This is a genomic window from Oceanospirillum multiglobuliferum, from assembly GCF_900167095.1.
Classification (GTDB): domain Bacteria; phylum Pseudomonadota; class Gammaproteobacteria; order Pseudomonadales; family Halomonadaceae; genus Oceanospirillum; species Oceanospirillum multiglobuliferum.
The window spans coordinates 97,623-111,794 of the sequence record NZ_FUXG01000011.1; the positions used below are offsets into that span (position 1 = coordinate 97,623).

The 14,172-nt window shown below is 42.2% G+C and carries 13 protein-coding genes and 1 tRNA gene; 9 read left to right on the plus strand and 5 right to left on the minus strand.

Going from position 1 to position 14,172, the window contains the following annotated elements:
• Positions 1-51 precede the first annotated feature (51 nt).
• The 4 genes from B5D26_RS09180 (at position 52) to B5D26_RS09195 (ending at position 4,422) form a co-directional block, all read left to right on the plus strand.
• The gene (locus B5D26_RS09180; protein ID WP_159445635.1) at positions 52-1,584 is read left to right on the plus strand and encodes an ArnT family glycosyltransferase; all 1,533 of its coding nucleotides are present in this window, start codon (positions 52-54) and stop codon (positions 1,582-1,584) included.
• Positions 1,584-2,039 carry a GtrA family protein gene (locus B5D26_RS09185; RefSeq protein WP_078745445.1) on the plus strand — a complete coding sequence of 152 codons (456 nt, stop codon included), beginning with the start codon at positions 1,584-1,586 and terminating at the stop codon, positions 2,037-2,039. The genes B5D26_RS09180 and B5D26_RS09185 overlap by 1 nt, the downstream gene beginning before the upstream one ends.
• 23 nt (positions 2,040-2,062) lie before the next feature.
• Complete coding sequence (locus B5D26_RS09190; protein WP_078745446.1) at positions 2,063-3,301, plus strand: glycosyltransferase family 9 protein; 1,239 nt, start codon at positions 2,063-2,065, stop codon at positions 3,299-3,301.
• A 104-nt stretch (positions 3,302-3,405) separates the two neighbouring features.
• The gene (locus tag B5D26_RS09195) at positions 3,406-4,422 is read left to right on the plus strand and encodes a sensor domain-containing diguanylate cyclase (RefSeq protein ID WP_078745447.1); all 1,017 of its coding nucleotides are present in this window, start codon (positions 3,406-3,408) and stop codon (positions 4,420-4,422) included.
• Between the two features lie 94 nt (positions 4,423-4,516).
• On the opposite strand, the gene B5D26_RS09200 is transcribed toward B5D26_RS09195, so the two are convergent.
• Positions 4,517-4,593 (minus strand) — tRNA-Ile (locus B5D26_RS09200).
• A gap of 303 nt (positions 4,594-4,896) precedes the next feature.
• On the opposite strand from B5D26_RS09200, the gene B5D26_RS09205 reads away from it, so the two are divergent.
• Positions 4,897-6,585, plus strand: coding sequence for a diguanylate cyclase domain-containing protein (locus B5D26_RS09205; RefSeq protein ID WP_159445636.1), 1,689 nt, complete (start codon positions 4,897-4,899; stop codon positions 6,583-6,585).
• Positions 6,586-6,648: 63 nt separating this feature from the next.
• Here the strand turns inward: B5D26_RS09205 and B5D26_RS09210 are convergent, their stop codons facing one another.
• Positions 6,649-7,815 (minus strand): GGDEF domain-containing protein, encoded by a 1,167-nt coding sequence (locus B5D26_RS09210; RefSeq protein WP_078745449.1) that lies wholly within the window; start codon positions 7,813-7,815, stop codon positions 6,649-6,651.
• 254 nt (positions 7,816-8,069) lie between these two features.
• A complete protein-coding gene (locus B5D26_RS09215) occupies positions 8,070-8,483 on the minus strand; it encodes a flagellar basal body-associated FliL family protein (RefSeq protein ID WP_078745450.1) in 414 nt (137 codons plus the stop codon).
• 207 nt (positions 8,484-8,690) lie between these two features.
• On the opposite strand from B5D26_RS09215, the gene B5D26_RS09220 reads away from it, so the two are divergent.
• The 3 genes from B5D26_RS09220 (at position 8,691) to B5D26_RS09230 (ending at position 10,725) form a co-directional block, all read left to right on the plus strand.
• The gene (locus tag B5D26_RS09220) at positions 8,691-9,182 is read left to right on the plus strand and encodes a disulfide bond formation protein B (RefSeq protein ID WP_078745451.1); all 492 of its coding nucleotides are present in this window, start codon (positions 8,691-8,693) and stop codon (positions 9,180-9,182) included.
• A gap of 83 nt (positions 9,183-9,265) precedes the next feature.
• The gene (locus B5D26_RS09225) at positions 9,266-9,739 is read left to right on the plus strand and encodes an Rsd/AlgQ family anti-sigma factor (RefSeq protein WP_078745452.1); all 474 of its coding nucleotides are present in this window, start codon (positions 9,266-9,268) and stop codon (positions 9,737-9,739) included.
• Positions 9,736-10,725 carry a WD40 repeat domain-containing protein gene (locus B5D26_RS09230; protein ID WP_078745453.1) on the plus strand — a complete coding sequence of 330 codons (990 nt, stop codon included), beginning with the start codon at positions 9,736-9,738 and terminating at the stop codon, positions 10,723-10,725. Before B5D26_RS09225 ends, B5D26_RS09230 begins: the two co-directional genes overlap by 4 nt.
• Positions 10,726-10,820: 95 nt before the next feature.
• On the opposite strand, the gene ftnA is transcribed toward B5D26_RS09230, so the two are convergent.
• Positions 10,821-11,354, minus strand: a complete 534-nt coding sequence (gene ftnA, locus B5D26_RS09235) for a non-heme ferritin (protein WP_078745454.1) — start codon at positions 11,352-11,354, stop codon at positions 10,821-10,823.
• A 389-nt stretch (positions 11,355-11,743) separates the two neighbouring features.
• Positions 11,744-12,919, minus strand: coding sequence for a GGDEF domain-containing protein (locus B5D26_RS09240; protein ID WP_078745455.1), 1,176 nt, complete (start codon positions 12,917-12,919; stop codon positions 11,744-11,746).
• 306 nt (positions 12,920-13,225) lie between these two features.
• Between B5D26_RS09240 and B5D26_RS09245 the strand changes: the two genes are divergently transcribed.
• Positions 13,226-14,152: a LysR family transcriptional regulator gene (locus B5D26_RS09245; protein WP_078745456.1), complete on the plus strand. Its 927-nt coding sequence runs from the start codon at positions 13,226-13,228 to the stop codon at positions 14,150-14,152.
• Positions 14,153-14,172 lie beyond the last annotated feature (20 nt).

The following is a 14,172-nucleotide window of genomic DNA, read 5'->3' on the forward strand; positions in this document are numbered from 1 at the left end:
CCAATATCTCTTAGCTTTACTCAAGGTATGGTTAACAAAGGATCATACCCTATGCATTCCAAACCCGTAAAATATACCGCCGTACTATTAACAGTAGTGACATTGTTGCATGGGTTTACCGCTGCGCTCCTTCCTCTTTCCATTGATGAAGCTCACTATGCTTTGTATGGCGCACTACCTGCTTTAAGTTATTTTGATCATCCTCCTATGGTGGGTTGGCTTCAGTTTGCAGCTCTATCTGTTTTAGGTGACAGCGAGTTAGCACTGCGGGCTTGGGCTTTGATCATTTGGTTAGCTATTTGCTTTGTGCTTTATCGTTTGGCCTGCCGACTCTCACCAGAGCAGCCTTATGCAGGTTTCTTTTCTGTTGCTTTAATTAACTTGGCGACATTGAATCAGCTGATTAGCATGAGTGTGCTACCCGAAATCCCCTTATTGCTGTTCAGTTTGCTCACAATGCATTTAGTGCTAGATCTGATCGAAACACCAATTAAACAAAGTGCGGTGATTTGGCTTAAGCTTGGTGCTATTTTGGGACTTGCTGCGCTTTCTAAATACACGGCGATCACCTTGGTGTTGTCGATAGCGCTTGTCATGCTAATGGAAAGGCGTTTGCCAGAGTTATTGCAAAGAGGGCCTTGGCTAGGTGCTATCATCGCATTGACCTTGATTAGCCCTATTTTGTTTTGGAATGCTGACAATCAGTGGATCTCGTTTAGTTATCAACTCGAACATGGTACGGGTAAAAGTGAGTGGGACTTTGCTAATATTGCATTACTGCAATTGGCTCAATTTGTATTGTATGGCTCAGCGCTCTATATATCAGGTTGGTATATCGGTATTAAAACGCTGTCACTAAAAGCCGAGACGCTGCAACAGCGTCAAGCTAGAGCCGTAGCCCTATTTTCACTTCCCATATTACTGTTGTTTGGCATTACCGCTGGCAAGGGACATTCATTACCCCATTGGACGATGGTGAGTTGGGGGTTATTAACGCCTTTGGCGATGACGGCACTGCTGGCTGGCTGGAAAAAAGCTATTTGGCGTAGATTGCAAATTTTTAGCTATGCATTAAGCGTTGTTCTAACGCTTACAATGCTTATGATATTAGCTTTACCCCAGTTATTACCTGCGAAGTTAGTCAGCTCAACACGTCAGGACTTTGATGGTTGGGCTGAGGCTGCACAAAGCGCTAAAGCACTATTAAGCAGTTTGCCTGAGACTAACGCTTCACCAGTGATGGAACAGATAGAGCCTTATACTGGTCGTATTATTGTTACGAGCTGGACAGAGGCGAGTCGAGTAGGCTGGTATGCCTATCCAACACCTTTAAATGTGTTATCTGAACGTAACAAGCAGTTCCACATTTGGTATGGCGAAGCTGATCCTTTGGAGCAGGGGGTACTTATTGTCGATGATCAAAAAGCACTTGATGCACCTATCCCCACGGCACCAGACAATCTCAACTGCCAGTATCATTCTAGCCAGCCTGCTTATCAAAGCAGTGTACTGGTAAATCGTTTCCATTTTTATGTTTGTAATCTCAAGCAAGAGACTGCAAATTCAGCCGAGCAAAATCAGTAATGAGTCAACAACCTTCATCAGCCTCGCCAATGCAGCTCTTTAATGCTTATCGTCGACGCTATCCTATAATTAATGATTTTCTTAAGTTTGGTACAGTGGGAGCTTCAGGCTTTTTAGTTGATGTAACAATCTACTATCTTTTGCAATGGCTGCTCGGTATTCCACACCTTACTGCCCGTGGTATGTCATTTTGGTTTTCAGCCAGCTGGAACTGGTATTGGAATCGTAATTTTACTTTTAAGCATCGCCGACATGGCCGGAAAGTCACTCAGTGGGTGGGTTATATCATCACAGGTGGCGTAGGTTTTGGGTTGAACTGGGGAACTTACTACTTGTTGGTTACCTACGTTGAGTTTTTTGACCAATATAAAATTCTGGCTTTAATTGCCGGTGTAGGAGCAGGTATGATGTTTAACTTCGTCAGTGCTCGTACACTTATTTTCCGCTCAATCTAAACGCGTTAAGGCAGCTCTCTATTATGAAAGTAGATACAATGCGCAAAATTGACCACCATGTGGGCATCCCCTTGTGTTTTTTATTGGGACTGTGGTTCAAAGTCAAAGCGCTTATCAGTAAACCAATTCGGCAGCGTCCACGCAATATTCTCTTTATTGAACTTTCAGAAATGGGCAGTGCAATTATTGCTGATCCTGCAATGCGCAAAGCTAAAGCAGAGGGTGCTGAGCTATTTTTTGTTATATTTAAAGATAATGTTCATAGCCTGCGTTTACTGCAAACGGTGCCTGAAGCCAATATTTTTAAACTGGGCAGCAGCAATCTGTTTGATTTAGCGTTAGATAGCCTGAAGTTTCTATTTTGGTGCCGTAAAAATAAGATTGATACAACAGTCGATCTTGAGTTGTTCTCACGCTTTACCGCTTTACTATCAGGGTTAAGTGGCTCTACTAATCGTGTGGGTTATGATGGTTTTCATAATGAAGGTCTATATCGCGGTAACTTTCTGACCCATAAAGTGAGCTACAACCCGCATATTCATATCGCGAAGAACTTTATGGCATTAATTCACGCTGCGTTTGCTCAACGGGAAGAAATACCATTTAGCAAAATTAAAATTGAAGATGCTGAAGTAAAAATTGCTCAGGCAACTTGTAGTGAGACAGATAAACTGCAGGTTATTGATAAGATTAAAGGCTGCTACCCAGCTTATCAGCCTGATTCGCACAGGATTATTTTGATAAACCCTAATGCCAGCGACCTGTTACCACAAAGACGCTGGATGCCAGAATACTTTGTGCAAGTAATGCAACATATTGTGCAATCTTACCCTGATACTCTAGTGCTCATCACAGGCGCACCAAGTGAGTCCGCTCAGGCTGAAAGATTACGCCAGCAGGTTAATCATGAGCGCTGTATTAATTTTGCAGGCCAAGTAGGCTTTCAGCAACTTATACCGCTTTATTATCTCAGCACGTTAATGTTGACCAACGATTCAGGGCCGGGACATTTTTCATCTGTTACGCCTTTACGTACATTTGTAATTTTTGGCCCAGAAACACCTGCTTTATATAGCTCCCTTGGGAACTCAACAGCAATTTTTGCTGGCTTGGCCTGCTCGCCTTGTGTCAGTGCAAGCAATCATCGAAAAACGCCTTGCGAAGATAACCGTTGCTTGCAAGTCATTACGCCAGAGTCTGTTATTCAAACCTTAACACCCGCACTAGAAAGCGAAATTAAGCTGACACAAGTCAGCGAATAAGTGAGCTACAATAAAGATAGAGAGAAAATGTCTGTTCGCTCTCTATCTTTTTGAAAAGAATTCACTTATAGATTAATTCATGCACAACAACATAATTTGACGGCATGACAATAATTTCTTATATCACGACTCTTATATCATTCTTAGCTCTATTTTTAGCCTTAAGCTTTTTATGGCGAAGGTTGCGTCGTGCCCAGCAGGCTGAACGTCATTCAGATCATCGGCTGAAAAGTTATCTGATGATTATCAATCGTTACGTTGTTACCTCTAGAACCGATATTCAAGGCAATATACTTGAGGTAAGCGATGCTTTCTGTGAAATATCGGGTTATAGCAGACAGGAATTGATCGGTAATAGCCACAATCTTGTACGCCACCCCAATACTGATGACCAGACCTACCAAGATCTTTGGCAAACCATTCAACAGGGTAAAAGCTGGCAAGGTGAAATGTGCAACCGCCGGAAAGATGGCTCGCTTTATTGGGTGCAGGCTTCGATCACCCCTGACTATGATCTTGATGGGAAAATGCGTGGCTTTATCGCCGTTCATCAAGACATTACAGACCATAAAATGGTGATAGAACTTTCTATTCGAGATGCTTTAACGGGCCTGTATAACCGTCGCCATTTCAATCAGAATTTTGAGCAACTCCTCCAGCAGCGCAAATCTCAAGATGGCTTCATCAGTTTAATGATTTTAGATATCGATAACTTTAAAAAGTACAACGATACTTACGGTCATCAAAAAGGCGATACCGTATTGTCTGAAACAGCAGCGGTTATTCAAGATTGTTGCGATAAAGAAATGGCCAGTTGCTACCGCTTAGGTGGTGAAGAGTTTGCAGTACTCTCAACGCTTGATTTGGAATCTGCTCAAGCCTTGGCTGAGAGAGTAAGAGCACAAATTGAAAACCTCAATATTGAGCACATCAATAATGCTAATTTGGGTAAAGTTTCAATCTCTATTGGTTTATACAGCTGTAAAATTGATCACTTTTCAGTTGATGAACCTGACGAAATATTCAGAATCGCAGATCAAGCGCTTTATCAAGCGAAAGAGATGGGGCGAAATAGGGTGAATAGCGCCAATCTAGATACGAGTAGTATTGAGTTATTCTAGTAAGGGAATAAAGTTGGCAATTCATTGAGAAGCGATTAGAAAACAAAAAGCCGTGTAATTCAAAGAGTTACACGGCTTTTTGTTTTGTGTTCGGTGGTGGGCCCACCAGGACTTGAACCTGGGACCAATGGATTATGAGTCCACTGCTCTAACCAACTGAGCTATAGGCCCTAAAACGAGCGTCATTGTACAAAAACAAAAGTGTCTAGGCTAGTCCTTTATGACTGAAACTACGCCTCAACTAGTTGAGTTGGTTAGAAAAACTAATTCAACACATGCTATGTCGTTCTTATTCAGATGGGCAGCCATATAACTTATCTAAATCTAATAAGATATGCTTTGGGTCTTAAACATTCCTATCGGTATGTTAATATCGAGTTCTACTCGGCACAGGCTTAAGACTCCCTGTCCATCAGCCCAAGGACGCAAGGGCTTTGCTCATTCATGTTCCCATTTATTCAGGTTAGGTTACAAATGAAGCTGAGACTGCGTTTTATTATTTTTTCCTTGGTGTTGATAGTCGTGTCGTTTTTGGCTGTTTGGGCCTCAGTAAAATCTCTGGCTGAAAATATTATTGAACAGTGGGCAGTACGCTATGCTGAGAAGCAAATTTTGTTTGATCGTGAGCGCACTTTACAACCCATCATGCGAGAAATTGTCCTATCTCGTCAGTTTGCCAGTTCTATAGTGATCAGAGCATTTGCAGAGAACCCTGACGACCCTGCTCTACGTGCCACTGCTATACAAGAGATGGAAAACTTCCGTTTTACCTTTGCTGAAGCTAACTACTTTGTGGCGATTAAGCAAAGCGGTGAATATTTCCATAACGACAGCAACAATACCTATGCAGGCAGGCAATTACGCTATCTATTAGACTCTTCACGTCCTCAAGACAGTTGGTTTTTCAAGTTAATTGAGCAGCGTAGAAATATTCATATCAATGTTAATCCTGATGTAGCGCTAGGTGTTACAAAGCTTTGGATTGATGTTCTGATGATGGATGGTAATAAGGTACTAGGTGTTGTGGGTACGGGGTTAAACTTAACACGCTTTTTGAACGAAATTGTGGCCTCAACAGATGAGGGGGTTACTAACTTATTTATTGATTCTGATGCAGCTATTCAACTCTATCATGATCGTTCAATGATTAATTTTGCCTCCATCAGTAAAGATCACGTACAAAAAATTACCGCACATCAGCTACTAGACTCTCCAGATGATAAAGAAAAGCTAACACAAGCTTTAAAGCAAGCTAGGTCTAAACGAGACCTTGTTGTGAGTGATTTCGTGATGGTGAAGAATACGCGTAATTTGATGGCTATTGCTTATATTCCTGAGCTTGACTGGTACGAAGTTACGCTTATTGATATTACCAAGCTTTTACCTATCTCGAAGTTCTCTGGCATATTCATTGTCTACGCACTGTCTATTGTAAGCCTTATTATTTTATTCAATTTATTCTTGAGGCGAACGGTACTGAAACCGTTACGTCATTTAGAGCAAGCAATGGCGCAGGTCAAACAAGGGCAGCCTTTGAATCATCAATTGGAAGGCCAAGGTGAGATAGGTGCTTTGATGATGCACTTTAGCCAGATGGCCGCATCAGTTCACGAGTCCAAATTAGAATTAGAGGCCAAAGTTCAGCAGCGTACAGAAGCTTTAGAGCGCCTATCCCAAACGGATACACTGACTCAGTTATTGAACCGTAGAGGTATGTCTGAGTACTTAGAATCAGCCTTGATTGATAATCAAGCAGGTTTTGGCTTTATTTGGTTAGATGTGGATTACTTTAAAGAGATCAATGACCTTTATGGTCATGCACAAGGGGATTATGCACTGAAAGAGATCGCCAACGTGTTAAATGAGCAGGTTGCCAGCTCAGGATTTTGTGCACGATGGGGTGGTGATGAGTTCTTAGCCTGCCTGCCTCAGTCTAATGATAAGCAGCTATTCAGTGTGGCAGAGCGCATTCGACTTTTAGTTACTCAGCTGAGTTTGAGTAGTGCTAGTAACAATCGAGTATTACCTTTGAGCGTAAGTATTGGTGTACATCTCTCGCGTGAAGAGGAGTCTTTAGAGCAAGCTTTACATTGTGCAGACTCAGCCTTGTATCAAGCTAAGGCAGAAGGGCGTAATAGGGTATGTTGTTATTCAGAAGGCTAAGCGTAATAAAAAAGAGTTGCGTAGATCCTATCTAAGCAACTCTTTCAGTATTGCGACTAATCCCTATACGGCTGTTTCTAGCTTAGGAAAGTGTAGTTCTGTGCTGTCTGGGCAAATACATTTAGCACGCCCTGACTGTTTGGCTTTGTATAACCGTTGATCAGCTAGTTCTACTAGCTCTTTCCAGCTTGCAGCGTGATCTTCTACTAGTTCAGCCATACCTATACTTGCGGTAACAGGTGTGCCGTCAGGTAACTGTGCTAAACCTGTTTCCATAATACGTTGTACGACATTCTTTGCAGAGCTGGCCTCTGTGTGTGGCAGTAGTACAAGGAACTCCTCTCCACCCCAACGAATAGCCGCATCACCTCTACGAATACAGCTGCTTAATGCTTTTGAAGTTTGGCGTAAAATCTCATCGCCAGCGTCATGGCCTAAGGTGTCATTAATGTTTTTGAATTTATCTAAGTCAATAAATAACACTGCGAAATTAGACTGTTGTAGGCCTGTCGCACGAAATAGTGACTCCATAATGTCCATGCCTGCACGACGAGTTAACAACTTAGTAAGCCCGTCATAGCTGGCCTTAACCATCTGAGAGATTAAGTAGCGCACTTGCTGTAGAGATGAAAACATGGACACGCCGAGAATAACCAGCAATAGCCAAACTTGAACCAATAGCATAGTTAAGTCGCTACCGTCGGCCCGATAAAGTCCCCAAGATGACAGCGCGGTCAAGATAACCGCAAACAATCCAAACTCTTTCAGCGTGAGTGGAAAGAGCGCCAACGAAGCGATCACAACGTAAGGTAGTAAGCCATATAAATGAATCAATATGTCGGCAATACCTGTTAGTTCAACTTTATCAATCAATGGTGTACTGAATTGATAAAACAGAGTGGGCACCATTAGCATTAACATAAGACTGGTTAGCGCACGCTTCATACCTATTCTAATTTTTTTAGTAACGTAAGCGAGGGCAAAGAATACAATGCCAGAGGCTAGGCGCATTATCAGGAACTGAATAGAGACCTCAGCAGGTAGAAAAATAAGGTCAAGCACTCCCCAGATTGGCACTAAAATAGCGAAGAGCAGTGCAAAGGGATAAATGCGACTGGCGATTAGCTCTGATCGGTGTTGACGAATAATATCCTGATGATCTTTTGCGCTGATTAAATCAGCAAACTGTTCTTTGGAGTTCACTCCAAATAGTTGATAGACAGATAACATGATTTTCCCCGTAGATGGTTCAGTCCATTGACACTTTTTTTAGTATAAGTGTTCTAGGGCTAATAGCATGGATGCGATAGCAAGGGAGTAATGTAACTAGTATGTGAACAACAACAAAGGGCTTCTGTTGTTTAATATCGAGAGCCTTGTTCTAAATCAAGTCTTTTAAGGACATTAAAGTATTCTTGCGCAATCCCCAAGCAAGACTCAACTTGGGGATTAATTCGGATCAGCGTTTTAATTCAAAGTCAGTTTTATTTCTGATAAATAAAATTAGTAAATAACAGATCTTCAATCACAGGGTGGCCAACCTCTTTTTGGAACAGATCTTTTACAACCTGAGTTGCATCAATACGCATCTGTTCTTGTCCAACAGGAGAGGTCACAGCATCGTCTGTTTGGCGGCTGAGTAATGAAACAATCTCATTACGAATCAGCGGCATGTGATGATTTACTGTTTGGGCTGCCAATGGACTAGCGGTGACCAATGTAATGCCTGCTTTTAAATATTTCAGTCTACCAGGGCCGCCATAGTTTAAAACAAAAGCAGGCTCAATAGCGGTGTAGAGTAGATCGCCAGAGCTGTTAGCCTCTTCAGCGAAAGCTTGACTGCCCATGCCTGTAATCAGCACCAGAGCCAGTAGGCAATGCTTAACCAACTTAATCACTAATATATCTCCTTTTGCATTTAGTCCGTCACAGTTTAGGGAACCCGCCGGAAAATTTGTTATCTACTGACATTGTATGGCTTAGGTGCATATTTTCCAATGCACAAGACCGATATAATCAACGCCAAGTTTCTTTATGGGTTTTGTAAAAACTCTGTTGAGCTGCATTTATATTTCACTGTTTGATCTTTTAAAAAGGAAGGATTCATGTCCTTAAACTACCGTACTCTTAACTTAGTGGGCTTTGTCAGCTGTGTGCTTCTGCTGGTTAGTGCTCTCATTATGCAGCATGTGTTCGAACTAGAACCCTGCCCACTGTGTATTTTTCAGCGTGTGGCATTTATGGCTGCAGCAGCCATTTTTTTAGTGGCAGCTATTCATAACCCTCAGAGTACAGGGCAAAAGGTTTATACCTTTTTAAATTTGGCGGCGTTGATCAGTGGCGTAGGTTTAGCGTTACGGCATATCTGGTTACAAAACCTACCTGCAGATAAAGTGCCGTCTTGCGGCCCTGGCTTAGACTATATGTTAGAGGTTTTACCCTTTACTGATGTGATTAATACAGTATTAAAAGGTAGTGGTGAGTGCGCCGAGGTCTCTTGGACTTTCTTAGGTTTATCAATACCTTGGTGGACACTTTTTGCTTATATTGCATTGTGTGCATGGTGTATTTTTAGCTTGAAAATAAGCAAAAGATAAAGAGGTGACATTAAATGAGTGCTACCGTATGCTTAGAGTCAAAGAGCGATTAATCTCTTTCCCTCAAGACTGGAGGTAGCACCATGCTGGAAGGTTGCAAAAACGCACAAGAACGTTGGAGTGGTGTGCATGAGCTTATTGATAAATGGCTGCATGAACGTCAATCACTAATCGTTTGTTACACAGGGCTAGTACAAACGGTCAAATCGGATCAACTACCCCGTATAGAGCAAATTAAAGCCCTATGTGATGTAATGGTTGACTATACTTCAGCCGGACATTTTGAGGTTTTCGAGCAGCTGTATCGGGAGGCAGAAGCTTTTGCAGACCAAAGTGCGCTTGATTTGGGTGAGAAAATACTGCCAAAAATACAGGTCAGTACAGAGGTTATTTTAGACTTTAATGAGAAAATTGAGTCTGGATTACTATCAGAAGGGCTAGCGCCTATCTCTGAACAACTCTCTCTGTTAGGCGAACATCTTGCAGATCGTTTTCAACATGAAGACCAACTCATCGAAACTTTACACACTGCACACCAGGAACTAGCAAGCACATGATATTGACCAGAAATAAGATTATTTCAGTACTTCTGGGCGCTACTCTGGCACTGGGTGGTTGTTTTAGCCAAACACCACCAGCCAACACATGGGAGCTAGCCATTGATAGCGCTTATGATGCGGCACTTTCTGATGATGGTAGCATTGCTGTTATAGCTTCTATCAACCATGGTGGAAGTTTATGGCAGCTACCTGTAAAAGAACGTGTATATAACTGGAATCACAAAGCAGGTGAATACAGCTTATTTGATCAAGTAGCAGTGTCTGGAGATGGCCGTTTTGGCGCAACTTCAGAACAAGACCGCCTTACACTATGGGACGGCACCTCTGGTAAGCCCATTAACTTTTGGTCTTTGCCTGCTCACATTCGCAGTTTAACTTTATCTGCTGATGGTAGCTTTCTACTCGCAGGGCTAGACAATAGTACTGCACTATTAATTAACACCAGCATTGGCAAAGGTGTAAAAACATTCAGCGCTGATGATCAGGTGTCTGCCGTTGCTTTAAGCCCTGATAATAAGTTGGCAATGTTAGGTACTAGCACTGGGAAGGTGTCCTTGTGGCAAATACCTAATGGTGAGCCTAGAGGCGAGTGGTCACACAGCAACCAAATTCAAGCGTTAGCGATATCTGCTAATGGTCAATATGCCTTCAGTTCAGCACAAGCGGGTGCAGGTGCTATTGTTGATCTCAGTAGTGGCAAAATCGCTATGAATATAGATATTAATCGTGGAGGAGAAATTGCAGCCTCAACTTACACCGCAGCTCGCTTTGCTCAAGATCAGCCATTACTACTAACTGGTAGCAATACAGGTAAGGTCAAATTGTGGAATATTAGTAGTAAGCAAGAGATCTCTGCTTGGGAAGCGACTAAACGTGATGCATGGAAACCTTCAGGTGTTAGTCTTCTAGATGTTTCATTTACAAGAGAGGGAAATTATCGCGCTATTGCTAGTAATGGCTTAGCTTATGAGTTTATCCACTAATAAAGTAACTCGCACTTTCGCTGCTGCTCTGTATTAAGCAGCTATTGGGCGAGTTACCTATTCTCTTCATTTTTTAACCTATAAGCTAGGTGGTATTAGGCTTCCGTATTACCTGCATCCATAATACTGCCAGCGCTCTTTGTTACCAGCTTGCCAATTTCTTTATCAATGAAGAACAAGCCTTTGCCATCTTCACCAATGATCTCAATCTTATCCAAAATACCTTTAAATAGCTTTTCTTCTTCATGCTGTTCAGCAACATACCACTGCAAGAAGCTAAAGGTTGAGTAGTCTTGTTCTGTAAAGGCTGTATGAGCTAGCTCATTAATTTTTTGGGTAATCAAGCACTCATGCTCAAATACTTTTTCAAATAGATCTTTGATTGATTGGTAATCAGATGCTGGAGCATCAATAGTACCAATCTGTGCCATTGCTCCTGTTTCATTAACATAAGTGAACAAGCGCTTCATGTGCTGCATCTCTTCATCAGCATGCTTTTGCAAAAATGCGGCACAGCCCTCATAGCCTTTATGCTCAGCCCAAGCACTCATTTGTAAATAGAGATTTGAAGAGAAAAACTCCAGATTGATTTGCTCATTAAGCCTATTGGCCATTTTTTTCTTTAACATGATGTCTCCAAAGGTATAAGTACTGAGTGAACTGAAGGAGTGTAAGTGATAATTCTAAGTGGTTAGATTGTGCTGAGAGGGCGACATAGCCATTTTTTGTCACGGGCTGAACGAGCACACTTGCCACATATATAGTGGCTAGGTTGAGTAATCTCTGCTAACTCTTTCAGATGCTTGCTGATATCGCTTTTGTCAAGCTTGCATAAACTGCCAGCCTTAAGGCTTTTTGACATGCTAAAGAACCCTCTGAAAAATGTACTACTTGTCACCCTTTTTGCCTATATTGCAGATTGCAAGGCATGCTACATAGTACTGTATATCATTTGATATTAATTATCATTAAGAATTATTTGCAATTACCGACAAGTGCTGAAGGTTTCTCCGATTAACTATTCAGGAGTTGTGTATAAGTCTGCATCGTCGTGCAGGCTAGAAAGAATCGTACTGCTAAGGTCATCTTCGGTAACAATTTGATTACGACCTCGGTTTTTTGCAGCGTAAACGGCAATGTCAGCACGGTGCATAGTCTCTTCAATGGTTTCTTTCTTGCGGTATTGTGCAATACCAATACTAGCTGTGACACGGTGCCCGCCTAAAATATCTAAGCGTGCTTTCTCCATTGATTTACGCAAGCGTTCAGCCACATGATATGCACCATTAAGATCAGTACGTACTAGTACTAAAACAAACTCTTCACCACCTAGGCGAGCAACAAAGTCAACTTCGCGTACCGCATTGCGGGCAATATCTGAGAAGGTTTGTAATACCTCATCGCCAGCTTTATGCCCGAAGTTGTCATTGACTTGTTTGAAGTGATCGAGATCGACAAAGCAAAGGGTAAAACAGTAGTCACCCCGTACAGTCAGAGCTTGCTGGCGACGTAGGATATCCATTAAGTGACGGCGGTTAAATAAACCTGTTAAATCATCCGTAATAGCCTGCTCTTTTGCTTGTTTCATCACAATATTGAGTTCTGAATTTCGACGCTTCAAGGCCCAGCGTAAGCTACTGATTTCGGTGCCAATAATACTGACACCCATCAGCATAAACAGGAATACAGCGGCGGATAAAATCTCCTGCTTCAGCTGTATTGGGTATCGCCCCTCCCAAAATAATAATGCCATAACTATGGCATAACAGCTGATAATCACTCCGCCAATAATAAAAAATCCTTTGCGCTGCATTCGAAATGCACCAAAAAGCACAACCAATAGGTAATGCATCAGAAATACGGTATGCAGCTCGGGAACAAGATAGATTGAGATGGTGTTGGTCAGTGTGTGCCAAATAAGCTGGGAGATGGTAAGGCTGGGGTCTTTAAACAGTAAATTAATGTCATAACTGATCATTAAAGGGAAGCTAACATTGCCTAGCCAAATAAGCGTATAGAGCAATAGAAAGTTGGGAACAGGCATTTCAACCATACCTGCCAACATTGCGGTGATGACCACTGTGGTTAGTACTAGACCAGACCCAGTTGCCATTAAGGTACGGCGCATCCTTAGCATCTGATGAGGATCATCAGGTACAAGATGTGGCACTAGTCTACGAAGTAATGTTGTCATGGTTCCCTCTGTAATAACCTACCTGTTAAACGTCGCATCCATGCAACGAAAGTACTCTTTTACCAGAAACGCCATAATATGCCAAATAAGAGCCTGTACTGAATCGAAAGTATTCGTATCTTCATGTCTTCGGTGAGCGTTTTTTGTTTAGCTGGTTAATATAGTATTACCTAATGTTAAGCGGCGTAACTTGGTTCCTAGAACAGCTGGAAGTATGGTTTTAAATTGCAATTACTGTATGCGTGCTATAATGAATCGAACTAAATCAGTTAACGTCAAACATGAATTGCACTCAAAGAAGCCATTATGATTGAGATTAGACACCTAAAAACTTTGATCGCCCTTAGGGATACAGGTAGCTTGGTTGAAGCGGCTGAGCGCATTCATTTAACTCAGTCGGCGTTGTCGCATCAGCTCAAAGATTTAGAGGATCGTCTAGGCTGCACACTATTTATACGCAAAAGTAAGCCATTACAGTTTACCAGTGCGGGTATGCGTTTACTGCAATTATCAGATGAGGTAATGCCGCTTTTACGCTCAGCTGAGCGTGATCTTGATCGTATGGCTGGCGGTGAAGTTGGGCGTTTAAACATGGCCATTGAGTGTCATAGTTGCTTTCAGTGGTTGATGCCCACAATTGATAGCTTTCGTAATAACTGGCCAGAAGTTGAGATGGACTTTACGTCTGGATTTAGCTTTACACCTTTGCCCGCCTTAGCGCGGGGCGAACTTGATTTAGTCGTCACCTCTGACCCTTTACCTCTAAGTAATGTTGAGTATGTACCGCTGTTTCGCTACGAAGGCTTATTGGCAGTTGCTAAGCAACATCCATTTGCCCAAAAGCACTTTGTAACAGAGCAGGAGTTGGCGGGCGAAACCTTGATTGTTTACCCTGTTGATAAAGAACGTTTGGATGTCTTCTCGCGGTTTTTAATGCCAGCTGGGCTTGAGCCTGTTGATACACGCTCAGCTGAACTCACTATTATGATGATGCAGTTGGTTGCCAGTGGTCGAGGGGTTTGTGCTTTGCCTAACTGGGCCTTAACTGAATACTTAGAGCGTGATTATGTGCGCTCAGTACGTCTAGGCCAAAATGGTCTATGGAGTACACTTTTTGCAGCAGTACGCAAAGACAGCTTAGACAGTGCTTATATGAAAGATTTTTTACGTACTGCTAGAGAGGTTTCATTTAGAACACTTAATGGTATTCAACCTGTACCGATTGGGGAGTAGAGGGATAAATTTTAGACAAA

Excerpts from the sequence above, each read along its gene's own strand:
- B5D26_RS09180 (WP_159445635.1), top strand. The coding sequence starts at position 52 with ATGCATTCCAAACCCGTAAAATATACCGCCGTACTATTAACAGTAGTG.
- B5D26_RS09185 (WP_078745445.1), top strand. The coding sequence starts at position 1,584 with ATGAGTCAACAACCTTCATCAGCCTCGCCAATGCAGCTCTTTAATGCT.
- B5D26_RS09190 (WP_078745446.1), top strand. The coding sequence starts at position 2,063 with ATGAAAGTAGATACAATGCGCAAAATTGACCACCATGTGGGCATCCCC.
- B5D26_RS09195 (WP_078745447.1), top strand. The coding sequence starts at position 3,406 with ATGACAATAATTTCTTATATCACGACTCTTATATCATTCTTAGCTCTA.
- B5D26_RS09205 (WP_159445636.1), top strand. The coding sequence starts at position 4,897 with ATGAAGCTGAGACTGCGTTTTATTATTTTTTCCTTGGTGTTGATAGTC.
- B5D26_RS09210 (WP_078745449.1), bottom strand. The coding sequence starts at position 7,815 with ATGTTATCTGTCTATCAACTATTTGGAGTGAACTCCAAAGAACAGTTT.
- B5D26_RS09220 (WP_078745451.1), top strand. The coding sequence starts at position 8,691 with ATGTCCTTAAACTACCGTACTCTTAACTTAGTGGGCTTTGTCAGCTGT.
- B5D26_RS09225 (WP_078745452.1), top strand. The coding sequence starts at position 9,266 with ATGCTGGAAGGTTGCAAAAACGCACAAGAACGTTGGAGTGGTGTGCAT.
- B5D26_RS09230 (WP_078745453.1), top strand. The coding sequence starts at position 9,736 with ATGATATTGACCAGAAATAAGATTATTTCAGTACTTCTGGGCGCTACT.
- ftnA (WP_078745454.1), bottom strand. The coding sequence starts at position 11,354 with ATGTTAAAGAAAAAAATGGCCAATAGGCTTAATGAGCAAATCAATCTG.
- B5D26_RS09240 (WP_078745455.1), bottom strand. The coding sequence starts at position 12,919 with ATGACAACATTACTTCGTAGACTAGTGCCACATCTTGTACCTGATGAT.
- B5D26_RS09245 (WP_078745456.1), top strand. The coding sequence starts at position 13,226 with ATGATTGAGATTAGACACCTAAAAACTTTGATCGCCCTTAGGGATACA.